Origin of the sequence: Tundrisphaera lichenicola (assembly GCF_051175385.1) — a bacterium.
GTDB classification, from domain to species: Bacteria; Planctomycetota; Planctomycetia; order Isosphaerales; family Isosphaeraceae; genus Tundrisphaera; species Tundrisphaera lichenicola.
The window spans coordinates 4,068,683-4,092,233 of the sequence record NZ_CP195106.1; the positions used below are offsets into that span (position 1 = coordinate 4,068,683).

Annotated in this window: 17 protein-coding genes and 1 tRNA gene; 7 read left to right on the forward strand and 11 right to left on the reverse strand. The window is 66.0% G+C overall.

Annotation, left to right across the window (positions count from 1 at the left end; translation table 11 throughout):
- Positions 1-399 precede the first annotated feature (399 nt).
- The 4 genes from P12x_RS16205 to P12x_RS16220 all read left to right on the forward strand — a co-directional run bounded on the left by P12x_RS16205 (position 400) and on the right by P12x_RS16220 (position 3,699).
- Positions 400-1,422 carry a DUF1559 domain-containing protein gene (locus tag P12x_RS16205; RefSeq protein ID WP_435005344.1) on the forward strand — a complete coding sequence of 341 codons (1,023 nt, stop codon included), beginning with the start codon at positions 400-402 and terminating at the stop codon, positions 1,420-1,422.
- 95 nt (positions 1,423-1,517) lie between these two features.
- Complete coding sequence (locus tag P12x_RS16210; RefSeq protein WP_435005345.1) at positions 1,518-1,979, forward strand: hypothetical protein; 462 nt, start codon at positions 1,518-1,520, stop codon at positions 1,977-1,979.
- A gap of 200 nt (positions 1,980-2,179) precedes the next feature.
- Positions 2,180-2,743, forward strand: a complete 564-nt coding sequence (gene pyrR / locus P12x_RS16215; RefSeq protein ID WP_435005346.1) for a bifunctional pyr operon transcriptional regulator/uracil phosphoribosyltransferase PyrR — start codon at positions 2,180-2,182, stop codon at positions 2,741-2,743.
- Complete coding sequence (locus P12x_RS16220; RefSeq protein ID WP_435005347.1) at positions 2,740-3,699, forward strand: aspartate carbamoyltransferase catalytic subunit; 960 nt, start codon at positions 2,740-2,742, stop codon at positions 3,697-3,699. Before pyrR ends, P12x_RS16220 begins: the two co-directional genes overlap by 4 nt.
- Positions 3,700-3,737: 38 nt before the next feature.
- Here P12x_RS16220 and P12x_RS16225 read toward each other — a convergent pair whose 3' ends face one another.
- From P12x_RS16225 to P12x_RS16250, 6 genes are all read right to left on the reverse strand, one after another.
- Positions 3,738-5,039, reverse strand: coding sequence for a hypothetical protein (locus P12x_RS16225; protein ID WP_435005348.1), 1,302 nt, complete (start codon positions 5,037-5,039; stop codon positions 3,738-3,740).
- Between the two features lie 74 nt (positions 5,040-5,113).
- Positions 5,114-6,415 carry a hypothetical protein gene (locus P12x_RS16230; RefSeq protein ID WP_435005349.1) on the reverse strand — a complete coding sequence of 434 codons (1,302 nt, stop codon included), beginning with the start codon at positions 6,413-6,415 and terminating at the stop codon, positions 5,114-5,116.
- A gap of 238 nt (positions 6,416-6,653) precedes the next feature.
- A complete protein-coding gene (locus P12x_RS16235) occupies positions 6,654-7,079 on the reverse strand; it encodes a hypothetical protein (protein ID WP_435005350.1) in 426 nt (141 codons plus the stop codon).
- Positions 7,080-7,082: 3 nt separating this feature from the next.
- Positions 7,083-7,415 (reverse strand): FKBP-type peptidyl-prolyl cis-trans isomerase, encoded by a 333-nt coding sequence (locus tag P12x_RS16240; RefSeq protein WP_435005351.1) that lies wholly within the window; start codon positions 7,413-7,415, stop codon positions 7,083-7,085.
- A 130-nt stretch (positions 7,416-7,545) separates the two neighbouring features.
- Positions 7,546-8,010 carry a c-type cytochrome gene (locus tag P12x_RS16245; RefSeq protein WP_435005352.1) on the reverse strand — a complete coding sequence of 155 codons (465 nt, stop codon included), beginning with the start codon at positions 8,008-8,010 and terminating at the stop codon, positions 7,546-7,548.
- Between the two features lie 247 nt (positions 8,011-8,257).
- Positions 8,258-9,589: a DUF1501 domain-containing protein gene (locus tag P12x_RS16250; protein ID WP_435005353.1), complete on the reverse strand. Its 1,332-nt coding sequence runs from the start codon at positions 9,587-9,589 to the stop codon at positions 8,258-8,260.
- A 334-nt stretch (positions 9,590-9,923) separates the two neighbouring features.
- Here P12x_RS16250 and P12x_RS16255 point away from each other — a divergent pair, with 334 nt between their 5' ends.
- Positions 9,924-12,155 (forward strand): tetratricopeptide repeat protein, encoded by a 2,232-nt coding sequence (locus P12x_RS16255; protein ID WP_435005354.1) that lies wholly within the window; start codon positions 9,924-9,926, stop codon positions 12,153-12,155.
- On the opposite strand, the gene P12x_RS16260 is transcribed toward P12x_RS16255, so the two are convergent.
- From P12x_RS16260 to P12x_RS16270, 3 genes are all read right to left on the reverse strand, one after another.
- A complete protein-coding gene (locus P12x_RS16260) occupies positions 12,124-15,858 on the reverse strand; it encodes a DUF4214 domain-containing protein (RefSeq protein ID WP_435005355.1) in 3,735 nt (1,244 codons plus the stop codon). The genes P12x_RS16255 and P12x_RS16260 overlap by 32 nt on opposite strands.
- 275 nt (positions 15,859-16,133) lie before the next feature.
- Complete coding sequence (locus P12x_RS16265) at positions 16,134-16,274, reverse strand: hypothetical protein (RefSeq protein ID WP_435005356.1); 141 nt, start codon at positions 16,272-16,274, stop codon at positions 16,134-16,136.
- A 76-nt stretch (positions 16,275-16,350) separates the two neighbouring features.
- Positions 16,351-17,367, reverse strand: coding sequence for a Gfo/Idh/MocA family protein (locus P12x_RS16270; RefSeq protein ID WP_435005358.1), 1,017 nt, complete (start codon positions 17,365-17,367; stop codon positions 16,351-16,353).
- Positions 17,368-17,579: 212 nt separating this feature from the next.
- Between P12x_RS16270 and P12x_RS16275 the strand changes: the two genes are divergently transcribed.
- Complete coding sequence (locus P12x_RS16275; protein ID WP_435005360.1) at positions 17,580-19,295, forward strand: polysaccharide deacetylase family protein; 1,716 nt, start codon at positions 17,580-17,582, stop codon at positions 19,293-19,295.
- A gap of 221 nt (positions 19,296-19,516) precedes the next feature.
- Entirely contained in the window at positions 19,517-20,521 is a 1,005-nt protein-coding gene (locus P12x_RS16280) for a 6-bladed beta-propeller (RefSeq protein WP_435005362.1), read from the forward strand.
- Between the two features lie 83 nt (positions 20,522-20,604).
- Here the strand turns inward: P12x_RS16280 and P12x_RS16285 are convergent, their stop codons facing one another.
- Both P12x_RS16285 and P12x_RS16290 read right to left on the reverse strand, forming a co-directional pair.
- Positions 20,605-22,878: a DPP IV N-terminal domain-containing protein gene (locus P12x_RS16285; RefSeq protein WP_435005363.1), complete on the reverse strand. Its 2,274-nt coding sequence runs from the start codon at positions 22,876-22,878 to the stop codon at positions 20,605-20,607.
- A 486-nt stretch (positions 22,879-23,364) separates the two neighbouring features.
- Positions 23,365-23,437 (reverse strand) — tRNA-Ala (locus tag P12x_RS16290).
- Positions 23,438-23,551 lie beyond the last annotated feature (114 nt).

Genomic DNA, 23,551 nt, shown 5'->3' on the forward strand with positions numbered 1-23,551 from the left:
CGCCATTGCCTGGAGAAACGCGTCTCCACGGCTCAATCAGGATTCCACGCAAAACCGGCGAAAGGGATATCAAACCGAACATTTCGAGATTCTCGGCCGATTATTCGCTTGACTCACCAATCATCAGGATCCAGAATCCGTTCTGCGAGGCATTGTTCGATACGTCACTGATCGAAGTCGGCGAAAATACGCAAGCCAATCTAAGTCGTCCGGACTCCCGGGCGGCCGGGTTCGGTCGTGACTTTGCGTAGACGGTCCGCGGCGGAAAACGGCTTGATTCTCCGCGGAAGTGGCGGGGAGCAGCATCCGTCCAGGCTAGACTGGACCTCGTCTGCTCCATCGAATACCCCGGACAAAACTCCCTCTTCCCGTTGTTTTTCTTTTCCGGAGGTTGAATTTATGTCAAGCAGAAGATCCCGAGGTTTTACCCTGATCGAATTGCTGGTCGTGATCGCCATCATCGCGGTCCTGATCGCCCTCCTTCTTCCCGCGGTCCAGGCGGCTCGCGAGGCGGCCCGCCGAGCCCAGTGCGTCAACAATCTCAAGCAGCTGGGTCTCGCCTGCCACAATTATCATGACATCGGCGGCAAGTTCCCGACCACGATGTACCTCCACCCGGTCTTCGGCCCGCAGGGCCTGGCCTGGAACAACAGCAGCTTCCTGGTCCAGATGCTCCCGCAGCTCGAGCAACAGTCGCTGTATAACTCCACCAATTTCAGCATGATGATGGGCACCCAGATCGGCGGGGGCTGGCGTTGGGGCCAGCAGTATGCCGTCGGTGATCCCAACAAGACCATCCGCGTGACGGTCCTGAACGCATTCATCTGCCCCTCGGACGACAGCCCCAACATCGACAACACCAATCCGGACGACCTGATCGGCCTCGACGCCGCGGGGACTTCCTACGTCGGGAACATGGGCGACAACTGCCTGGCGTGCGCCGGCGGGTTGAACGATCGCCTCGGCGTGGTGATCCTCTGCAACGACCTGAATCTGCCCTGCCGACTCCCCCAGCTTGGTCATGCCCGGGTCACCGACCCGCAGCTCGATAATGGTTCCCCGGCCGGTAGCGGCATCTTCTGGGCCTGGGGTGCCAATGTCGGGATCAACATGGTGACCGACGGCACCTCGAACACGCTGATGATCGGCGAGCAGATCCGCAAGGTCACCCGGTGGAACGCCTGGGTGGGCGGCAACGCGTCGATCGGCACGACGGGCGTGCCCCTCAACTACAAGCTCCCGGTCGCCAACGTCGAGAACTGGACCCGCCAGTATTCGTTCCGGAGCCTCCATCCGGGCGGGGCGAACTTCGCCATGGCCGACGGCTCGGTGAAGTTCCTCAAGAGCACCATCAACTTCAACATTTACCAGGCCTTGAGCACCCGCGACAAGGGCGAGATCATCTCGGCCGACGCTTATTGATCGCCCTTTGCTCGTGGCCGAAGTCGATTCCTGACGAATGCCGCCCCGGCCAGGTGCCGGGGCGGCTTTGCACTGATACCGAGGAGATTCTGCTCGTGAACCGCATCCATACCCCCTTCCCTGGTCCTCGAATCGTGCTCGGGATCGCCCTGCTCTCGATCCTGTCCGCGTCCGGCTGCGGCTCGGACGGTCCCGTCATGGGCCGCGTCTCGGGGACGGTCACGGTCGAGGGAGAGCCGCTCAAGAAAGGGACCGTCACCTTCATCGCGACGGACTCCCAGCGCCCCAACGCCACGGGGGCCATCGACTCCAACGGCTATTACAGCCTCCAGACGACCGAGCCCGGCGATGGGGCCGTCGTGGGCAGCTACAAGGTGGCCATCTCCGACGTGGATTCCAGCGCCCTGAACACGGCGATGCCCGGGATGCCGGCCCCGGTCGCGAAGTCGGCGATCTCGAAGACCTATCTCGACGCCAATTCCTCGGGCCTGACCGCCGAGGTGGAATCCGGCAGCCAGACCAAGGATTTCGACCTGAAAAAGGGCGGCAAGAAGTGACCCGAAGGGCTCATGAGGCCCCGGCATCGCCCGGTCCCGAGATCGGGTGATCCCGAAGCTCTCGCGGAGCAGACGGTCGCGAATCGGGGCCGTCGGTGTTCGCGAGCGGATTTCGGCACTCCTGCCTCGGCGGTTGCTCCATCGGATTCTCGGTGGTACGATTCGCGAGTCATGCAAGGCCGCGATCGGGAGTCCTGCCGATGGGTCCGTCCGAGGTGATCATCTGCGACGCCGCCGGCCTCGAGGCGGCGATCGACTCGCTGGCGGGCCGGGTCGCGGAGGGGCTCCAACCCGGCGTCCCGCTCCGGTTGGTGGGGGTCCGCAGCCGGGGCGTGCCGATCGCCGAGCGAATCGCCGAGAAACTCGGCGCGATCCTGGGCCAGCCGGTCCCGGTCGGGGCCCTCGACATCACGCTCTACCGGGACGACCTCGATGGCGGCAACCGCTGGCCGGTCCTGCTCGGTACCGAGATCCCGTTCCCCGTCGACGGTGCCGAGATCGTCCTCGTGGATGACGTCCTGTACACCGGGCGGACCGTCCGGGCCGCGCTCAACGCCGTCTGCGATCTCGGCCGACCGGCTCGGGTCCGGCTGGTCGCCCTGGTCGACCGAGGGCACCGGGAGTTGCCGATCCGGGCCGACGTGGTCGGGCTCCAGATCGAGACCAAACGCTCGGAGACCGTGCGAGTCCGGGTCCGGCCGGTCGATCCGGTCGACGAGATCGTCCGGATCTCGCCCCCTTCGAACAGCGAGCCCATTCGATGATCGCCACGGCCCCCTCCTGGAATCGCCGGCACTTGCTCGGGCTGGAGGAACTCTCGCGCGAGGAGATCCTCGGCATCCTGGACACCGCCGACTCCTTCTCCGAGGTCTCGCGGAGGAGTCGCAAGAAGGTCCCCGCCCTGCAAGGGCGGATCGTCTTCAACCTGTTCTTCGAGAACTCGACGAGGACCCGGACCAGCTTCAGCCTCTCGGCCAAGCGGCTCTCGGCCGACGTCCAGGAGTTCTCCGCCAGCGTCTCCAGCCTGACCAAGGGGGAGACGTTCATCGACACCGCCAAGAATATCGAGGCGATGGGGGCCGACATCCTGGTCGTCCGCCATCCGACCCCCGGCGCCCCCCACCTCCTGGCCCAGCACGTCCAGGCCTCGATCATCAACGCCGGAGACGGTGCCCACGAGCACCCCACCCAGGGCTTGCTCGACCTGATGACGATCCGCCGGGCCAAGGGGACGATCGAAGGGCTGACCGTCGGCCTGATCGGCGACGTGGGGCACTCGCGAGTCGCCCGGTCGAACATCTGGGGACTGCTCAAGCTCGGGGCCAAGGTCATCCTCTGCGGACCGCCGACCCTGGTCCCTCGGGGGTTCGAACGCCTCGGCTGCGAGGTCGCCCACCACCTCGACGAGATCATCCCGCGCTGCGACGTCCTGAACGCCCTCCGGATCCAGCGAGAACGCCAGGAGCGGGGCCTCTTCCCCTCGCTCGGCGAATACTCCCACTTCTACGGGATCACCAAGGAGCGGCTCGCCAAGGGGAAGCCCGACCTCCTGGTCCTCGCCCCCGGACCGATCAACCGGGGGGTCGAACTCACTCCCGAGGTCGCCGACGGCCCCCAGTCCGCCATACTCGACCAGGTGACCAACGGCCTGGCCGTCCGGATGGCCGTGCTCTACCTCGTCAGTGGCAGGAGCGAAGTACCCGCGGCGGCCGGGGCCTAAGCCGGGTCCGGCGCGTGGGGCGGCCAGGCTCCCGAGCTTCATCCCGCCCCCGGATTCGCCGGGTCATCGGGCTCGATCCCATCGGGGAGAGAGTTCAAATAAGGGCCGAGAAGTTCGCCATAGGTCTTTGGCAGGCGGCCATGCTCGATCTCGAAGGCACGCTCGGCCATCCGGAGGCGGAGGTGGTCCAGGACACCCGGTTCGGAATCGACGAGGGCCTGGAGTAGGTTGCTGAAATTCCAGAATCCAATCTTGGTCGAGGATTTCGCCCAGGCTTCCAGCTCGGCCGGAGACATCGCGCGGACCGCCCTGGGTGTCCGGTGATCGTGGTCGTAGATCATGAATTCGGGCGAGACCAGTTTCGGTCGAGAAGTTGGAGGCTGGTCGCACTGGGCGAGGTAGCCCGCCACGATTAGCCGGAGGACCCGCCGGGAACGCTCGGGCTCCCGGCGGAGGAAGAGGCGGCCCCACCGGACGATCTCAAACTGATTAATCGGATCCATCCGGGAATCTGGCCCATCGTCGATCATGTTGGGCCATTCCTCGGGCCGGCTCAGGGCGTCGAGGGCCGAGAAGTACTCGGCACGGACCATCTCCGAGGCGGGCGAGGTCATCGCCGAGCAGGCCTCGACATCGACGATCGCGCGTCGGAAGTGATCGGGTGTAAGCCCGGGATTCTCGATCCAGGTTTCGATCCGGGCGCGGGCCAGTTTCAGGAACGAATTGCCATATTGACGCTCGCTCCAACCGCCGTGCCCCCCGGCGTGGCGGCTCGCTCGGAGTGCCCCCAGGTACATCGACCAGGCACCGGACAGGTCTCCCGATTGCTCCAGCCGAGACCCTTCCAGGAGGGCCAGCCGGACATAAGGGGGGAGTTCCTGGACCGCGCCGAGCAGCATCGACGACCGACGACCCTCGGGCTCGACCAGCAGCGCATCGGTCCGCTCGCCGGCCAGGAGCCAGGCCGGGAGGGCAATCCGATGGTCCTCGACCCATCGACGGACCTCCGGGTCGGCCTTGGCCCAATCCGACACCTCCCAGGCTTTCGGAGGGGCTTGATACCCCCTCGTCTCCAGCTTGCCGAATTTGTCGATCACCAATTGATAGGCCACCAGCGCATTATTCGCATCGGGGATACTGAGCCGACCGTACTTCGCCGCGTCGAACGGCTCGGGCACGTTGCGAAGTCGCCACACGCTCAACTCACGCCAAATGAAGGAGCCGACCACCAGGGCGGTCATCACGTAGAGTAAGGCCAGCCCTCGCCGCTTCCAGCCCCTCGACTTTTCGAGGAGTGTCAGCGGGGCGATCAACCGTTCGGCGAGACTCGGCTTTTCCATCTTTCGCTCCCGCTCGGCTCGAATCCCGGACTCCGATCATCCCGGCACTGCTCGAACAGAGACGATTTAAAACCTCATCCCGGAGACGGATTCGCCGGGTCTCCGGGCTCGATCCCCTCGGGGAGGGTTTTCAGATAGGGGCCCAGGAGTTCGCCATAGGTCTTCGGTGGACGGCCATGCTCGATCTCGAAGGCCCGCTCGGCCATCCGGAGGCGGAAGTGGTCGAAAATCCCCGGTTCGGCGTCGAAGTGCCCCTGGAGCGTGCTGTTGAATGGGCCGATGTACAGGAGCGCCGAATCCTTGGCCCAGGCCTCAAGGGCCTGGGGCGAGATCGATCGGACCGATGGCGGAGTTCGGGAATCGTGGTCGTAGATCATCCATTGCGAGGCCAGGAGCCTGGGGCGGAGCATCGACCGTCGATCGCACTGGGCGAGATACCCCGCGGTGATCAGGCGGAGGACCCGCAAGGAACGCTCGGGCTCATGCTTGAGGAACCTTCGTCCCCATCGCACGACCTCGATCTGGTTGATCCACTCCGTTTCGGATTCTCGACTCCATTCTTCCATGCTTCGCCAGGATTCCGGCCGGATCAAGCTATCGCGCGCCGAGAAGTACTCGGCCCGGACCATCTCCGAGGCCGGCGGGGTCATCGCCATGCACTCCTCGACATCGGTGATCGCTTGACGGAGCAACTCGGTCGACACTCCGGGATTCTCGGCCCAGGCATCGACCCTCACGCGGGCTTTCCTCAGGAGCGCGTTACCGATCAGGCGCTGGATGGCCCCGCCATGTCTGCCGGCATGACGACTCGCCCGGAGTCCCCCCCGATACATCGACCAGGCCCCCGCCAGGTCGCCTGACTGTTCGAGTCGCGAGCCTTCCAGGAAGGCCAGCCGTACATATGATCGCAGATTCTGCGCCGGCTCCAGGATGGTCGACATCGTCAAGTCTTCGGGCTGGACCAGCAGCGAGTCGGTTCGGTCGTTGGCCGGTAGCCAGGCCGTCAGGGCGTCGCGATGATCCTCGGCCCATCGGCGGACCTCGGGATCGGCGGCCGACCAGTCGGACACCTCCCAGGCCTTGTCGCCGGCTTGATTGGACCTGGGGGCCAGGTTGCCGAACTTCGCGAAGATCGGTCGATACGCGACCATCGCATTGTCCGCGTCGGCCACCTCGACCCGCCCGAACCGGACGAGGTCGAATGGCTCGGGGGCGTTGGGCAGACGCCACAAACTCAACTCGCGCCAGCCCAGGACGCCGACGATCAGGGCGATCAACGCATAAAGGAACACCAGACCGCGACGCTTCCAGCCTCGGGAGCGTTCCAGTAAGGTGAGCGGGGCGATCAACCGATCGGCCAGGCTCGGTTTCTCCATCGGTCGCTCCCGCTCGGATCAAGGTGCCGATCAACAGCCCGCGCCAGGATAACCGGTACGCTCTCCTGGGACAAGAGTCAGAGGATTGGGCTCCGGCCTCTTGATCTGTTGCGAGAAGGGCTATCCTCCGAGGCTGGACTCTTCCGAGGCGAATCGCGAGGTCGCGGGGGAGTATCACCGCCGAGCCGGGCCTTGAAGCCGGCGGGCGAAGGGCCGTTCTCCCGGTCCGGGCCGAGGTCTAATTCCGGACCATGACGCGGATCGCGGCCTCGACGACCTCGGATGACGGCTGAAGCCCGAGGGCGATCGAGACAACACCTTCGACCTTCCCGCTCGCTTCGAGGACCGGTACGGCGATCGATCGGTCGGCACTGAAGGCGCGAAGCCACCGGCCCGAGCCGGTCTCGGGAGGGAGTTCGCCCGCGATCGAGACGGCCACCTCGCCCGTCGAGACCGCCCGGACGATCCCCAGGTCGAGCATCGAGAGGTCCACCGATCGGGTGGACTCCTCGAAGCCGATCGCAACCTCGGGCGCGAGGTCGGGGGCGGGCTCGAAGGCGACCAGGACGAGCCGGCCTCCCTCGATTCGCCAGGCCCCCGCCGCTCGACCTCCGAGATTTTCGAGGAGGTTGACCAGGGATTCTCGGATCCGGTCGGGTCTCATGGATCAGTTGATCTTGAGCAGTTCGACCTCGAAAACGAGCGTGGCGTTCGGCCCGATCACCCCGCCGGCTCCTTGGGCTCCGTAGCCTTCTTCGGGCGGGATGATCAACTTTCGCTTGCCCCCGACCTGCATCCCGGCCACGCCCACGTCCCAGCCCTTGATGACCCGACCAGCCCCGAGCGGGAAGACAAACGGCTGGCCGCGATCGACCGAACTGTCGAACTTGGTCCCGTTGACCAGGGTCCCGGTGTAGTGGACCGAGACGTTATCGCCGGCCTTGGCGGCCGGTCCCTCTCCGACGATGAAATCTTCCACCTGCGTCTTGTAATCGGCCACGAACGAATCTCCGGCTCGGAAGTCTGCGCGAATCGTGGGATGTCCAGTCGCCGCCGGACCCTGCCGACGGACTCGCCTCGCACTTCGCCGATCTTACGCGCCGGCCCTCGGGGTGACAACCCGCCGTCGATCAGCGGTCGCGGAGCGAATCGGGAATCGGTCGGCCCCCCAGGTGATAGACATAAGCGGCCACCGATTTCAGGTCCGGCGTGCCATAAGTGCCACCCCACGCGGGCATCTGGGCGTCCTTGACCCCGTCTTCCAGGACCGCGAGGACCTGCTCGGGGCGGTCGCCGAACTTCCAGGGATCCTCGACGAGATTTCGAGGGGCGGGCCCGGTCAGGCCCTTCGCGAGCGGCCCATCCCCCCTGCCCTGGGCCCCGTGGCAAGAGACGCACCGCTCCAGGAAAATTTCCCGTCCCCTCACCAGCAGCGGATCCTTGGCGATCTCCGGGGGGGGCGGTTCCTCGAACGAGGTCATCACTCCGAACATCACCAGGCCGAAGGCCAGGAGTGCCATCATCCCGAGCCAGACCCGGCGAGAAGCGAACGGGTCGAGGCCCGAAGGAACCGAGGGGTTATCCGCTTGATCCAAGTTCTTGGCCCCGAGCCGCTCAGTCGGTCGATGATCCGCCCGGCCGGTCCGGCGGGCGAGGGATCGCGCGATCCACGGGTGATTGTACCGGCTCAGGGACGATCGGCCAGGTTCAGGGACGCTCGCGAGCCCCTTCGAGACGGGGCAACTCGGACGGGGTGGGATCGATTGCGATCGATCGGGGCCGCTCAGTCCTGACCGAGAGACTTCCTCCCGATCGGTCAGGGCCGGGAGATCCGTCGGAAACTCAGATGAGGGCTGCGATGGGCCGGGAATTGCCCTCGACCAGGGATTGCGGGCGGCCTTCGACGTCCTTCACCCAGGTGCTCTCGACGTCGATACCGAGGTTTCTGTAGATGGTGGCGTACAGGTCGCCGAAGGTGACCGGGTGCGAGACCACTTCGCCGGCCATCCGGTCGGTCGCGCCGATGACCTGCCCGGTCTTCATTCCACCTCCGGCCAAGACGGCGCAGTTCACCTGCGGCCAGTGGTCTCGCCCGACCTGATTATTGATCTTCGGCGTTCGCCCGAACTCGCCCATCACCACCACCGTGCAATCGTCGCTCAGGCCTCGATCGTGCAAGTCCTCGACGAGCGTACTGAGGCATCGATCCAGGGCCGGGAAGTCCTCCTTCTCGCGCTCGAAGATCGAGTTGTTCGAGCCGCCGTGCCAGTCCCATTTGCTGTAGTTCAGCGTGACCACCCTCACACCGGCCTCGATGAGGCGACGGGCCATCAGGAGGCTCTGAGGGACCCGAGGGGCACCGTTGCCGTCCATGAAAACCTTGGGATCGCCCGTTCCATAGCGGTCGACGGTCTTCGGGTCTTCCTTCGAGAGGTCGAGCGCCGAAGCTACCTTGGACGAGGTCAACAGGGCGAAGGCCTGCTCGTTGAAGGCGTCCATCGCCCGGATCGATCCGTGGGCTTCGGCCGATCGATGGAGGTCGTCCAGGTTCCTCAGGAGGGCCTTGCGATCCATGAGGCGATCGATGTTGATCTCCGGGCTGCCCAGCTCCTTACGGCCGGGATCGATCGGCTGGAATGGGGAAAGCGACGTCCCCAGGAACCCGGGCCCCGGCTCGTTGTAAGGCGGGTGCGTGCAAGGGTAACAGAGGCTCACGAAGGCGGGCACGGCCGGCTCGACCGGCCCCTGGAGCCCGGCGACCACCGAACCGAGTTGGGGCCATCCACCGCTGGGGGTCGGCTTGCGGGGGTCGCGTCCATTGAAGACCTGGATCGCGTCGTGATCGGCCTGATTTCCGACCAGCGATCGGATGATGGCAAACTTATCCATCATCCTCGCCATGAGCGGGAAGGCTTCGCAGATTTCGATGCCCGGGACATTGGTCGCGATCGGTCGCCAGGGCCCGGCGACCTCGGCCGGGGCGTTGGGCTTGAGGTCGAACATGTCCTGGTGCGGAGGCCCGCCAACCAGGTAGATCAGGATGACCGACTTCGTCGATGAGCGGATCCCCGAGTTGGCCTCGGCCCGGAGTAACCGGGCCAGGTTCAAACCACCAAGCCCTAGCGCGCCTATCTTCAAGAACCCACGGCGAGACGGGCGAGTGGTTCGCGGCATCGGGACCTCTCGGTTCGGGCGAGATCGTACGGAAATAAGGATAGAAAATTATTTTACACCATTTCAACAAAATCGATCCAGGAGAATACTGGGTCTCGGCCAGACCGTGCTTCCTGCTCCGATCCGACTCGCCCCCTTATGTCAACCAGACTGGAGGACATCGATTCCCCGGCCGCCTGAAAGTGAGGGTTAAATCGGTGAATTTTTTCGGTTTGAGGTCGTCCGCGTGGCACCCCGCAGCGTGTCGCGTTGCGATGAGCGGCCGATTCTGTTGGGATAGGCCAGCGATCTCGCGCTGAGCCCACGACACGCCAACATCCGACCCGGCCGCGACATGACCACGACGCAAGACGGGCCTTCCGGAAACTCGGTTCAAGACGCTTATGAGCACCACAAGGCGGGTCGGTTCGCGGACGCGGCCCGGGTTTACCAGGCGTTGCTGGCGCGTGACCCCGACGACATCGCGGCGTTGCACCTGTTCGGGGTGTTGCATCAGCAGTGCGGTTACCCCGCCCGCGCGGCCGATCTGATCGCCAGGGCCGTCGCCCTCCGGCCCGAAGTCGCTTCGATTCGCAGTAATCTGGCCGAGGCATATCGCTCGCTGAAGCTCTACGAGCAGGCCGCCGCGAGCTGCCGCAAGGCTCTGGAATTGCAGCCCGACTTTCCCGAGGCGGCCAACAACCTCGGCCTGGTCTTGCACGACATGGGCCGGTTCGAGGAGGCCGTGGGGCAGTTCGACGCCGCGCTGGTCCTGCGACCGGATGACGCGACCGTTCAGAATAACCGGGGCACCTCGCTGCTCTCTCTCGGCCGGGCCGACGAGGCCCTGGAGGCCTTCCGCGCGGCCTTACGCCTCGATCCGAACCTGGCCCTGGCCCGCGCCAATCTCGGGCAGTTGCTGACCGACCGCGACCAGCCGGCCGAGGGACTCCCGCATTGCCAGGAAGCCGTTCGGCTCCAGCCCGACCTGCCGGCCGCCCGCAACAACCTCGGCAACGCCTTGCTCGCGCTCGGCCGCTGGGAGGAGGCGAGGGGGGCGTACGCCGAGGCCGTCCGACTGGAGCCCGGACTGGCCGTGGCCCAGGCCAACCTGGGCTTGACCCTCCAGCACGAGGGGAAGGTCGCCGAGGCGCTTCCGTATCTCCGCCTGGCCGCCGATCTGGCCCCAGGGAATCCGACGTTTCACCGGCAACTGGCCGTCGCCTATGGCCTGGTCGAGCAATGGGCCGAATCCGTCGCCAGTTGCGAGCGGCGAGCCGCGATCGAGCCGGATAGCGCCGACGCGCAGAGCGACCTCGGCTGGGCCTGTCAATGCGCCGAAAGGCATGCCGACGCCGAGGCCGCATACCGGCGCGCCCTGGGATTGCAGCCCAATCACCTCGACGCCTGGCTGAACCTCGGGGGGCTTCAAGAGGAACGGGGCGAGATGACCGACGCGGAAGCCTCTTACCGCGAGGCCGAGGCCCGACACCCGGATTCGCCCCTGCCGCTGGCCCGGCGTGCCGTGCTGGCCCGAGGCCGGGTGACCGACGAGGACCGCGACCGGCTCCGGTTCCACCTCTACTCGCCCGTCGGCGCGTTGCCCCGCATGGAAGCCTTGTACGCGCTCGCGCAGGTCGCCGACGCCCGGGGCGACTTCCCCGAGGCCGCGGCCTGTCTCGGGCCGGCCAACGCCCTCGCCCGACGACAAAGGCAGGGAAACGGGCAGTCGTACGACCCCGACGAGCACGCCCGCTATGTCGACCGGCTCATCGCCGGGTTCACGCCCGCCCTCTTCGAGCGACTCTCCGGGGGCGGCGACCAGACCGAACGCCCGGTCTTCGTCTTCGGGATGCCGAGATCGGGCACGACCTTGGTGGAACAGGTGCTCGCCAGCCATGGTCTTATCCACGGCGCGGGCGAACTTCCGCTGGTCCGGCGTGCCATGGACTCACTCCCACCGACCCCGGCGGGGAGCCAGGATCCCCTGGCCTCCAGCCTGCAAGCCCTCGACGTCGGCACGCTCAGGCGGCTGGCCGACGCCTACACGGCCGGCGTGGACGCCAAGGTCGCCATCCAGAGCCCCGGGGCCAATCCGGGGCGGGTGGTCGACAAGTTGCCGGATAATTATTTGTACCTCGGCCTGATCGCCCTGATGTTCCCGAGGGCGACCTTGATTTACGTGCGCCGCGACCTCCGCGACGTGGCGGTTTCCTGCTGGATGACGCAATTCCGGAGCATCCGCTGGGCCGATGACGAGGGAGACCTCGCGCGGCGGTGCCGGGACCACGTCCGGCTCATGCGGCACTGGCGTGAGGTGTTGCCGCGCACCGTTCATGAGGTCAATTACGAGGCGCTCGTCGACGATTTCGAGGCCGGGGCCCGCCGCCTGGTCGCGGCCTGCGGCCTGGAATGGGACCCGGCCTGCCTCAAATTCCACAAGACGAACCGGACGGTCCGGACGGCGAGCGTGGGCCAGGTCAGGCAGCCGATCTACCGGAAGTCCCTGGCCCGCTGGAAGGCTTACGAGCCTCACCTCTCGACGCTCTTCGACCTCATCCCCCGGCAGACGTCCTCCGACGGGTGAACTCGGGCGACGACAGGATCGTCACGATCAGCTGATCGTTACCGGTGCCGGTCGAAGCCAAGGGCCGGAATGCGGCCTTGCCGACCGGGTCGACGGGCCTCTCGAGCAACTCGGCGTACAAGGCGTCGATCGCCAGGTCTCGCGACTCGGCCGAGTTGAAGAACCCGGCGACGACCTTGGCCCGCGTGGCCGCCCCGGAATTGAGGACGTTGGTCCAGTAGGCGAGCCCGCCAGAATCGGCCTCGCGGCTCAGCAAGACCCGGTAGAGCGAGTTCACGAACGTTTGGTTCGAGACGTTCTTGGCCGTGTACTCCGGGGAGGTCAGGAAGGCGGTGGCGACGTCGGAGGACGACCGCCCCGCTTGCATCTGACTGACCCAGCCCGCAACCTCGCCGGCAGAAGCGGTGCGGCCGAGGATGACCCGGTAATAGTCCTTCACCTGGTTGGATCGTGACTCGTTGGAATTGACGATGCCGCGGATCACCGCTTGTGGCGAGGTGGTCCGGAGGGCTTGGGTCCAGTACGCGAGGCCGCCCGAATCGGCCGACCGCCCGAGGATGGCGTGATAGTAGCCCTCAACCAGCGCCGTATTGGCGTCGGGGTAGGTCCCGGCGAAGACCTGGGAGTTGACGGGTAGAGGCCCTACCGCCGAGCGGACCCGTTCGCCGAGGCCGACCCCCGAGAGGTCTTCGCCGGCCGAGAGCACCAGAGTCGTCCCGGTGCCGTTCACGCCGACGCCCCTCTCGAAACCGAGCGTCTTGAGGCTGAGGGTGTACGTCCCCGGCGTGATGCCGGTGAAGGAATAGGCACCGGCGGCCCCGGTCAACGCCGACGGTTCGCCGAGATCGAGCACGCCGTTGCCGTTCGTGTCGAGGAAGACGGTCCGCCCGACGACCCCGGGCTCGCCCGGATCCTGCACGGCGTTGCCGGTGTAATCGAGGAAGAGGTGGCCCGCGAGGTTGGCCGTGGTTCGAACCACCGTCGTGCTCACCGAGGCGCTGTCATCGCCCGGGTTGACGAGGGTCTCGTTACCTGCGACGCTGCTCACGCCGGCCGTGCCGGTGATGACGCCGGCCCCGAGGGGGCTCGATCCGCCGACCGTGAAGGTCACAGTCAGTGTGGCGCTGGCGCCCGATGCGAGCGCCCCGACATTCCAGACGCCCGTGGCCGCGTTGCCGCTCGGGCTGAAACTCCCGACGCTCGGCTGAACGCTGTTGATCGTCACGCCCGTGCCCGGAATTGTGACCGATTCGTTGAGCGACACGGCCGCCGAGTCGGACGGGCCGTTGTTCGTGACTGTGATGGTGTAAACGAGGTTATTCGTCCCGGAGCCGGCCGTCACCGGGTTCGGTACGCCGGTCAAAACGACCCCGAGATCCATGTTCCGCTGGACGGTCGTCGTGACGGTGTTCGAGGCGTCATTTCCTGGCGTAGGGTCGGTGGTGCCGTTGCTCGCCACGGTGCCGGAGTTGGAGAGCGTCGATCCGCTGGCGGCGGCGGATCCGAGCGTGACGTGGATGGTCACGACGGCCGAAGAGCCGCTGGCGAGGCCGGAGGCCGTGGAATAAGTGACCGTCTGGCCCGAGGCCGAAGTGCCTGCGGTGCTACCGATCGGCGAGAAGGTGAGCCCCGCCGGAAGGACGTCGGTGAGCGTAAACCCGCCGATGTTATCGGTGGGCCCGTTATTGGTGACGGTGAAGACGTAGTCGAACCCGTTCGGGTCGCCGGCGGTGGCGTTGGCTGGCCCGTTATTGGTGACGGTGAGGTCGGCCTGGGTCTGGAGGTAGGTGAAGGCGCCGGCGTCGGTGGTCGTGGAGGTGTCGGGGTTGGTGACCACGACGTCGGCCGCTCCGACCGTACCGGCGGGCGTCGTCGCGGTGATCGAGGTCGCGCTGACGACGACGACGTTGGTGGCGGTCGCGCCGCCCACGGTGACCGTCGCGCCGTCTACGAAACTGGTTCCGGTGATGGTGATCGAGGTCCCGCCAGTGCTGTAGCCCTGATTCGGATTCACGCTGCCGATCGTCGGCCCGGCCGGCGTTAACTCGAACGCGCCGATATCGGGGGTGTTGGCGCGTGCGACGCCTCGCTGGTCGGTCGAAATACCGGTGTCGGTCGTCGCGATCGCGAGGGCCGAGGTGCTCGCCGACGTCAAGGCGATCGTCCGGGTGGGCCCGCCGTTATCCGCCAGCCCGGCCACCGCGAAGTTCGGGCTGGTGCCGGCGACGATCGACCCGGGAGGAAGGCCGTTGGCACCCGTCCCATTCAGCGTGACCAGGTTGTTAGTGCTGGCGGCCAGGTTCGCGGCCGTACCGCTATTGTTGGTGGTGGCGAAGAAGTCGGTGACGATGGTGCTCGTGTCCTGGCCGAGGATGCTGTTTTTCAAGGTGGCAATGGCCTGGTTGGCGACGCCATCGCTGAGGACGTAGACATCGGTGCCGCCCTCGGCGGCCGTGTTAGCGGTGAAGGTGACGAAGGTGGCATCGAGCGTGCCGTTGCGGACGAAGACCGCCCCACCACTGCCCCGACCGGCCGATCCGGCATTGCCCCCCGGACCGCCGGCCCCGCCGGTGGCGGTGTTCTGCGTGAAGGTGTCATTGGTGAGGGTCAAGGAGCCGCCATTGCTGAATATGGCCCCTCCCAGTCCGGCGCCGCCACCGCCACCTCCGCCGTTGCCACTAAGGACACCATTGCCACCGCCGCCGCCGCCGAATCCGCCTGATCCGCCGAGGCTCGATCCCTGGCCGCCGCCGCCGCCGCCGCCGCCGCCTCCGAATCCGCCCAGGCCGCCGTGGCTGAAGTCCCCGCCGCCGCCACCGCCGCCGCCGAATCCGCCCAGGCCCCCCGGTTTGCCGATGCCGGTACCATTGAGGCCGTCCCCGCCGCCGCCGCCACCGCCTCCGAGGCCTCCGTCACCTCCCGTAGCCCGGCGAACTCCGCCGGTCCCGCCATTCACTCCGCCGCCGTCACCACCCGTACTGACGGTGGGTGCCGTCCCGGGGGACCCCAGGCCACCACCACCCGCGCCCGCTTGTGCCGCGCCCGATGTGGTCTCGCCGCCCGCGCCGCCCGTGGCCTGGTTGTTGACGAAGGTGCAGCCGCTGGCCGTGAATTGACTGCCGATGCCGTCGACCAGCACGCCGCCGCCCAGTCCGGCCCCGCCGCCGCCCGCACCGCCGACGTTGTCGGAGCCGCCCGCCCCGCCGGTGGCCTGGCCGCCGGTCAGCGTGAGATTGTTCAGCGCCAAGGCCCCGCCACCCTGAATGGCGAAGAGCCGGGTGAGGCCGCCGCCGTCGAGGGTAATTCCCAGCCCGCCCGCGCCTAGCGAGCCGTCGATCGTGATGTCGTCGCCGGTCCCGATGATGAACGAGGTCTGGCCGTAGGGGTTTGTGAACGCCGCAGGCGCGGTGATTAGGCTGGCGTCGAGCGAGATGATTTTTTGCGGCGAGCCGGTGAAGACCGTCGGGTCGAACGTGATGGTGTCCGACTGCTGGTCCGCGATCGCCTGGTTCAGGCAGTAGCGGAGGTCACCGCTGGTCCCCGAGCCGCTCCCGACGGCGAGGCCGGAGGCATCGCCCAGGATGTTCACCGAGTACGCGGTCGGCGTGACTCGGCTCTCCAGCGTCTCGATCTGAAACAAACGCGACCGACGCGTGCGATTCCTGTCTTCGATTCGATGGCGACGGACGGTTTGCTTCGACATGGTGAACCTCGACAACTTTCGTACTCAAAGACCAGTGTCATCGACCGCCGCGGAACGACCCCGGACGGTCTCGAATCGTGGGAGGGCGGATCGGGAGGGAGACGCGGGCCGCCGGGCCAAGATCGTCCCGCTTCAGCGCGCGGACCTGGGTCGGCCGACGAGACACGTGGGCTACGTCGAACGATAGAACAATAAAACTCCCAACGAAGATGGGAGAACTATTCAGGGGTCTTTATGCCCGCCCGGGAACAAAATGCCCCTGGGGCTCACACCCGTCAGATCGCGGCCGGACTCGCCCGAGGTCTTCGGCAAGCGAACCAGACGATCAGATGCGCCTTGCGGGTCTCATCTCGATCGGCCTGCCCGGCCAGCCATTCCGGGCCGACGCCGATGTGATCGGCGATGAACCGCGGCATCGAGCCGGGCCCCGATTCATCCGAGGTTCATTAGCGGACGAATAGACCTTGCTCCTGGCCTGGCGGGGTCCCCAGGTCAGGGCTGGCGATAGGGCGAATCGCGGAGGGAGACGGCCTGTCCGGATTCCGCGGCTTGCTGCGCCTTGATGGCGATCTCCGTGATCCGGCACCCCTCCTGGAGAGCGAGCGGGGGCGGACCTTCCCCTCGGAGCGATCGGGCGAACCGGGTGAAGAGGTCGATCTGGGGTTTCAGGGCCAGGGCTCGGGGAGGGCGATCGGCGGTGCTCAGGATCACCTTTCGATCGGCCAGCGAGGTCTCGATGACGCCCCGATCCCCGGCGATCCGGAGCCGCTCATCCCCGTGAGTCGGCGCGGCCTCGGGTCGGAGATAATCGAGCGTGACCGCCGCGACCCCCCCGTTGTTCATGGTCAGCAGGTAGCCTGCCTGGCTACCGCAGGCGGGGAAGTCGGGCCGGGCCGTCGTCCCTTCCCGCCCGGTCACCTCGGTGAACACATCGCCGAGGATCCAGTGGAGCCAATCGAAGGCATGGATGCCAACCCACGGCGCCAGTCCCGGGAAGGTCTTTCGGCTCCGATAGGAATCCGGTCGGCCCTGGCCCCATTTGTAGGACTTCTGGCTGAAGCTCAGCATCGGTTCGCCGACCTCTCCGGCCCGGACTGCCTCCCGGACCGCCGCCAACTCCGACGCCCCCCTCATCGTGTGCATCGGGACGAGGGCCGCCCCGGATTTCCGGGCGGCCTGGAAGAGCGATTCCAGCGTGGTCAGGTCGGTCGCCAGCGGCTTCTCCGCCATCACCGGGAGCCCTCGCTCCAGGCACGTTCGAACCCAGGATGATTGTTGGTCGCTGCCGGTGCAAACTTGCACCAGGTCCAACCGCTCGGCTTCGAGCATCTTCCAGGGGTCCTGGTAGCGATGGGTCTCCGGCGACTGGCCGGGGGCGTGGTCGAACGCGCCGAGGGTCTCCTCCGGGCCGGAGGACGCGACCGCGACCAGGGCCAGGCCCCGGACGTTCTCCAGGGCGGGCGCGTAGGTCTGCCAGTGTCCGGTCGAGCCGATCAAACCGAGCCTCATGTCAGACCTCGCCCGGTCGCCTCGCGACCTGTTGTGAACGCCCAATTCCCGGGGCTCCGGCCGAGCCCGGTAGTGTGCCGATCCAGCGTATCAGGATCTTCTCGCCCGGCCACCCTCCCGGTTCGCCGGGGATCTTACTTCTCGATCTCGGGACCAGTAAACTTGGCGACTCGGAGTCAAGCCGTTCGCTGCTCTCCAGCGAGGTCTACCCCATGCGCCTGCTCACGCTCCTTCTCCTCCTCGGCCCGGTCCTGCCCGCTCTCGCGCGGGATCCGATCCCCGATAAGTTGGTCGTCCTGACGTTCGACGACTCCAGCCGGTCGCATGTGGCGATCGCGGCCCCGTTACTCAAGAAGCACGGCTTCGGCGCGACCTTCTTCGTCACCGAGGGGTTCGACTTCCCGACGAACAAACGCGACTACATGACCTGGGACGAAATCGCCCAGCTCGACCGCGACGGGTTCGAGATCGGCAACCATACCCGCGATCACAAGGCCCCCAGCTCGAAGGACCCCGAGGGGACCATTGAACAGCTCGAAGCCATCAACGCCCGATGCCTGGCCCAGGGAATTCCCCGGCCCGTCACCCTGGCCTATCCCGGCAACGCGCTCGATCCGGATGTCCTCCCCATCCTCAAGGCGCAGGGGATCAAGTTTGCCAGGCGAGGCGGAGCCCCCGAGTATCCCTACGAACAGGGCCGGGGCTTCGCCTACGAGCCGGGCCTCGACCACCCATTGCTGATCCCTTCGGCGGGCGACGCCCGGCCGGGATGGACGATCGAGGACTTCAAGCGGGCGGTCGCCCAGGCCAGGGGCGGCAAGATCGCCGTCATCCAGCTTCACGGCGTCCCCGATACGGCCCACTCCTGGGTCAGCACCCCGACGCCCTCGTTCGAGTCGTACATCCAGTATCTGGCCGACAACGGCTATCGAGTGATCGCCTTGCGAGACCTGGCTCGCTTTGTCGATCCTGACATCGTCCCCTCGGACCCCTGGGGTGTCATCGAGGACCGGAAGAAACTCGTCTCGACCGGCCTCGACGGATCGAATGCCCGCCCGGCCGGGTCCGATGCCGACCTTCGAGCCTGGCTCACCTCGATGCTCGTCCATCATCGATACACCTCGACCGAGGCCGGTGCCGCCCTCGGACTGGCCGCCGATGAGGTCGACTCCGCCGCCAGGCGACTCGGACTGGTTGCCGGTTCCCAGGACGTCCCTCGGCCGAGCGTCCTACCCTATCCCGGCGGCCGGCATCCCCGGATTGGCTTCCGGGACGGTGCCATCCGGCCCCAACGAGAGACCAAGGTCAGCCTCTTCGCCCCGTGGAAGAACGGCGGATACGCGGTTGCGGACGTCCCCGAGGCCGTCTGGCACGACACCCCCGACGGGCCTCGGAAGCTGCTCTTCCTGGCGCACACCCACATCCCGACCCTCTGGGACGAGCGAGGTCAGACCCTCCCGCCGCTCGAATGGTCCACCCATCCCGATGGCTCGCTCGAAATGTCGCGTCCGCTGCCGAATTTGGTCACTCTGACCTCGCGAGTGACCCCCGGGCCGGATGGGACCCGGTTGGAGTTTCGGGTGACGAACGGTTCGACCGAGACCCTGACCGGGCTCGACATCCAGATGTGCGTGATGCTCAAGAGCCTGGATGGATTCGAAACGACTTCGAACGAGAACAAACTCTTCCAGCCCCCCTTCGCCGCCGCCAGCGACAACTCGGGCCGGCGCTGGATCATCACGGCCTGGGAAGGCTGCAAGCGGGCCTGGGGAAATGCGGCCTGTCCCTGCCTCCACTCGGATCCCAGGATCCCCGATTGCCCGCCGGGCGAGTCGAAAAGCGTGACGGGGTGGTCGTGGTTCTACGAAGGGTCGGACATCCAGGCGGAGTTGAAGAGGCGCGGGCGTTCGGCGTTCGGAGAACGTTGAAGGGCGACCATCTTCGAGGGTCGGGCCGACCTCGGGAGACATCCGGCCGGTCCTCGCCAATGCTTGCAAAATCGAGGGACGCCGCCCTACGCGGTTGGTGACATGTCTCGCGGGCCCGCGCATAATACGCTCCTCAAGGCCTCCCGCGCCAGGTCGTGGCTCGGCGGCCCTCTCGGATCATCCCGCCTCCATTGACAGCAACACAACCAGGAGCCCTGATCGTGAACCATCGTCTCTTCTGCCTCGCGCTGGCCCTCGCCATCTGCCCCGCGGTCTCCGCTCCGGCGGCGGATACGACCCTGCCCGTCCGGATGGGATGCGGCCTGATGACGTTCGACACCGTGCCGGGTTGGGGCCTCGCTTCCGACGGGAAGTCGGCCATCGGGCCGTGCCACGGGAGCGTGGTGGTCGACAAGGAAGGCAACATCTACACCAGTGCCCATGCCGGTGTCTTCGTCTTCAACCCCGAGGGGAAGGTCGTCCGGAGCTTCCTGGGCGACAAATATTCCGACATCCACGATATGAAGATCCGCGAAGAAGAAGGGGGCGAGTTCATCTACGGGGCCCGCAACGCCAATGCCGAGGGGTTCAAGTTCAACGCCCAGTCCGGCGAGATCGTCCTGAAGCTCCCCTTCCCCGAGGCATCAGGGCTGGGCCTGAAGAAATTCAACCCGACCGCGATCACCGTCGCCCCCAATGGCGACATCTTCCTGTCGGACGGCTACGCGAGCAATCACATCTTCAAGTTCGACAAAACCGGCAAGTACCTGATGCACTTCGGGACCAAGGGCAATGGCCTCAAGGAATTCAACACCGCCCACGGGATGACGCTCGACACCCGGTATAGCCCGCCCCGCCTGCTGATCTGCGACCGGAATCACGAGCCCAAGGGCCGCCTGGTGCATTACAGCCTCGACGGGGAATTCATCGAAGAGGTCGTGACCGGTCTGGGGATGCCGACCTCGGCCGTCGTCCAGGGAGATTTCGTCTCCGTGCCGGACCTCAAGGGTCGGCTGGTGATCCTCGACAAGAACAACACCATCATGTCGGTGCTCGGCTTCAATCCCGACCCGGCCAAGGGCGGCAACTACAATATCCCGCAGGATCAGTGGATCGAGGGCATCTTCTCCGGGACCCACGGCTCATCCTGGGACAAGGAAGGCAACCTCTACGTCCAGGACTGGAACGTCGCGGGACGCATCATGAAGTTGCTGCGAGTCAAGTAATCGGATCGTAGAGGCAGCCCGAACCGCGACCGGCCGGGCTGCCCCTCTCGACTCGGATCCGGGTCGAATCGGCCTCCCCGGTCTCATCGAGAAACCGGCCCGGCGGGGAGGTTTTCGAGGAGATAGCGGGTCATCAAGCCGCGGAGGTGGCGCGTGGTGTTCTCTCCCTCGCTGATCGAGTGGGATCGGTTGGGATAGGCCATCATGCTGAACGGCTTATCGTGCCGGATCAACTCGTCGATGAGCGCCTCGGTCCCCTGGTAGTGGCAGTTGTCGTCTCCGGTCCCGTGGATGAGCAGGAGCTTCCCCTTGAGCCGGCTCGCATGGCTGATCGGGGAACCTTCCTTGAAACCCTGGACGTTGTCGCCCGGCAAGCCCATGTATCGTTCCTGGTAGATCGTGTCGTAGAAGCGCTGATTGGGTACGGGCGCCACGGAGACGGCGGTCGCATAGAGATCCGGGTACTTGAAGATGGCGTTGAGGCTCATCGAGCCGCCGCCGCTCCAGCCCCAGACGCCGACCCGGCTCGGGTCGAGGTAGGGAGAGTCGCGGAGGACGGCCCGGACCGCCTCGGCCTGATCCTCGGGGGCCAGGATCCCGATCTTCCGGTACACCGACTTCCTCCAGGCTCGACCCCGCGGCGCGGGGGTCCCCCGGTTGTCGAAGCTCATGACCACATAGCCCCGCTCCGCCATCATCCGGTGCCAGAGGGCATTGTTCCCGCCCCAGGCGTCGAGGACCGTTTGCCCGGCGGGTTCGCCGTAGACGTGGACGAGCAGCGGGTACGACCTGGCAGGATCGAAGTCGGGGGGCAGGATCCGCCAGGCATCGAGCTCGACTCCATCGGAGATCTTGACCTTGAGGAACTCGACCGGACGCTTCTTCAGGGCGGCGAAACGATCCTTGAGCCCCTGATTGTCGACCAGGGTCCGAACCCGCTCCCCGGATGGGAGTCGGACGAGGTCGATGACTGGCGGGGTGTCGAACTGCGAGTACTGGTGAATCGACCATCGTCCGCCGGGTGCGATTTTGTCGCTGTGAGTGCCGGGCATGTTCTCGGGCGAGACCCGCTCTGGCGTGGTGCTCGACCCGTCGAGCCGCGCGCGGAACAGATAACTTTGCGTGGCATTCTCGGGCGAAGCGTCGAAGTACGCCCATCCCTCGGCCTCGTCGATCCCGGCCAGGCGGATGACATCGAAGGAACCCGAAGTGATGGGCGTCGTCTCCTGGCCGGTGCGATCGACCCGGTAGAGATGCCGCCAGCCGCTCCGTTCGCTGAGCCAGAGGAAATGCTTGCCCGAGTCGATCCAGTCGAGGTCGGGCTGGAGATCGACCCAGGCGTCGTCTCGATCGGTGAGGATCGACTTCACCCAGTTGCCAGCGGGGTCGGCGATCATGACGCGCACGGTGTTCTGGAGCCGGTTCAACTGCTGGATGACCAACTCCTGCTTCCCGCCGAGGGCTGACCACTCCAGATAGGCGATATAGTGATCCCGCGTATCCCCCGGGATCCCAAGCCAGCGCGTGTCGCCGCCCGTCGCGGCCACGACTCCGACTCGACAGGACGGATTCTGTTCCCCCACCTTCGGGTATTTGATCCACTTCACTTCCGGATAGAGCCCGGCGGCGTTATTCACCAGGGGGAACGCGCGGACCCCGCTGGTATCAAGCTGCCAGTAGGCGATCTGCTGGCTGTCGGGGCTCCATCGAAATCCGTCGCGGAGGCCGAATTCCTCCTCGTAGACCCAGTCGAACGTGCCGTTGATCTGGTCGGGTGAAGGGGAATGCGTCAACCGGGTAATCGCGCCGCCGCGAACTTCCTCCACATACAGGTCATTGTCGCGGACGTAACCCACCTTCAGGCCGTCGGGCGAGAACTTGGCGTGCATCAGCGAGGCTGGCGGGGCGTCTCCCCCCAGTTGACGCAACTCGCGGCTCGTCCGGTCGAGGACCCAGTAATCCCCTCGCGAGTTGACGCGCCAGACCCTCTTCGAATTGGTATAGATCAGCAGCTTCGAGCCATCGTCGGAGAATCTGTAGTCATCGATGGCCAGGGGCCCCGGCTCTCCGTTCGGCACCAGCCGCGTCGAGGGGACCAGGACCTCGCGGTCGCCGGTCTCGGGATCGACCCGGACGATGTCACGCCCGCGCCCGCCCTCGGCCGACTCAAGGAGGGTGTACCCCCGACCGTCGGCCAGCCATCGAGCACCGAGCGACTCCGAATCGAAGTCGCGAGACGCGAAGATCCGATCGAGGGTCAATCGCGAGGGATCGCCCGCCGCCTCCTGAGCGTAGACGCACGACGAGGCCCAGGCCAGGACCACGAGGGCCGGGGCGATTTGTGAGTATCGAAACATCGACTCGAACTCTCCGAAAGGCGCCGGCAATGACTCGGCCACGAGGGCCCGATCGTCCGGGAAATCCACCCGAGGCGTGCCTGCGTCGCCTTTCGGTTCTCCGAACGGTGACTTGATGGTACTGGCGCTACTGCCGACTTACCACGGTCGAGGGCGCTTCGCATCCGGTTGCCAACCGGTGGCCACGACGGCATGCCGGCCATCGTTCGACCGACGTACGTTCTTCTCCGCCAGGCCGAGAAGAGGCATCGATCCGGAGTTTTGAGTTTCGGAAAGTTCTTCCAGGACACTCAAGATCCTGGGAGGAGCCCCGAGATAATGACCGGCCGAAGAGCACCGTGCGAAGTGATGGACCGTGGAGTGAAGCGGAGATCCGCGAGGGTTAAGACAGCCCGATCACCTCGAGGGTCCGACTCCATCGGTCAATCGTGCCGGAAATGGGCCGATGAATATCAGCCGTCAAATCTTGTCGTTTCAAGCCTTCAGTGGAGCGGAAGGGGATCGAACCCTCAACCTCAGCATTGCGAACGCTGCGCTCTCCCAATTGAGCTACCGCCCCTCAACCGATGAACAGTGATTAAGTTAACGACCGCTCGTGTCGAACGCAAGATCACGTTCGTGGAGAACGATCAGGACAGGAGGGATTGCGATCCCCTCGGAGATCCCCGATCCT

Bases quoted from the DNA above. Each gene is read 5' to 3' on its own strand.
- P12x_RS16220 (WP_435005347.1), top strand. From the start codon at position 2,740: ATGATCGCCACGGCCCCCTCCTGGAATCGCCGGCACTTGCTCGGGCTG.
- P12x_RS16260 (WP_435005355.1), bottom strand. From the start codon at position 15,858: ATGTCGAAGCAAACCGTCCGTCGCCATCGAATCGAAGACAGGAATCGC.
- P12x_RS16285 (WP_435005363.1), bottom strand. From the start codon at position 22,878: ATGTTTCGATACTCACAAATCGCCCCGGCCCTCGTGGTCCTGGCCTGG.
- P12x_RS16225 (WP_435005348.1), bottom strand. From the start codon at position 5,039: ATGGAAAAGCCGAGTCTCGCCGAACGGTTGATCGCCCCGCTGACACTC.
- P12x_RS16235 (WP_435005350.1), bottom strand. From the start codon at position 7,079: ATGAGACCCGACCGGATCCGAGAATCCCTGGTCAACCTCCTCGAAAAT.
- P12x_RS16265 (WP_435005356.1), bottom strand. From the start codon at position 16,274: ATGCCGCGGTTCATCGCCGATCACATCGGCGTCGGCCCGGAATGGCTG.
- P12x_RS16250 (WP_435005353.1), bottom strand. From the start codon at position 9,589: ATGCCGCGAACCACTCGCCCGTCTCGCCGTGGGTTCTTGAAGATAGGC.
- pyrR (WP_435005346.1), top strand. From the start codon at position 2,180: ATGGGTCCGTCCGAGGTGATCATCTGCGACGCCGCCGGCCTCGAGGCG.
- P12x_RS16275 (WP_435005360.1), top strand. From the start codon at position 17,580: ATGCGCCTGCTCACGCTCCTTCTCCTCCTCGGCCCGGTCCTGCCCGCT.
- P12x_RS16255 (WP_435005354.1), top strand. From the start codon at position 9,924: ATGACCACGACGCAAGACGGGCCTTCCGGAAACTCGGTTCAAGACGCT.
- P12x_RS16230 (WP_435005349.1), bottom strand. From the start codon at position 6,415: ATGGAGAAACCGAGCCTGGCCGATCGGTTGATCGCCCCGCTCACCTTA.
- P12x_RS16205 (WP_435005344.1), top strand. From the start codon at position 400: ATGTCAAGCAGAAGATCCCGAGGTTTTACCCTGATCGAATTGCTGGTC.
- P12x_RS16270 (WP_435005358.1), bottom strand. From the start codon at position 17,367: ATGAGGCTCGGTTTGATCGGCTCGACCGGACACTGGCAGACCTACGCG.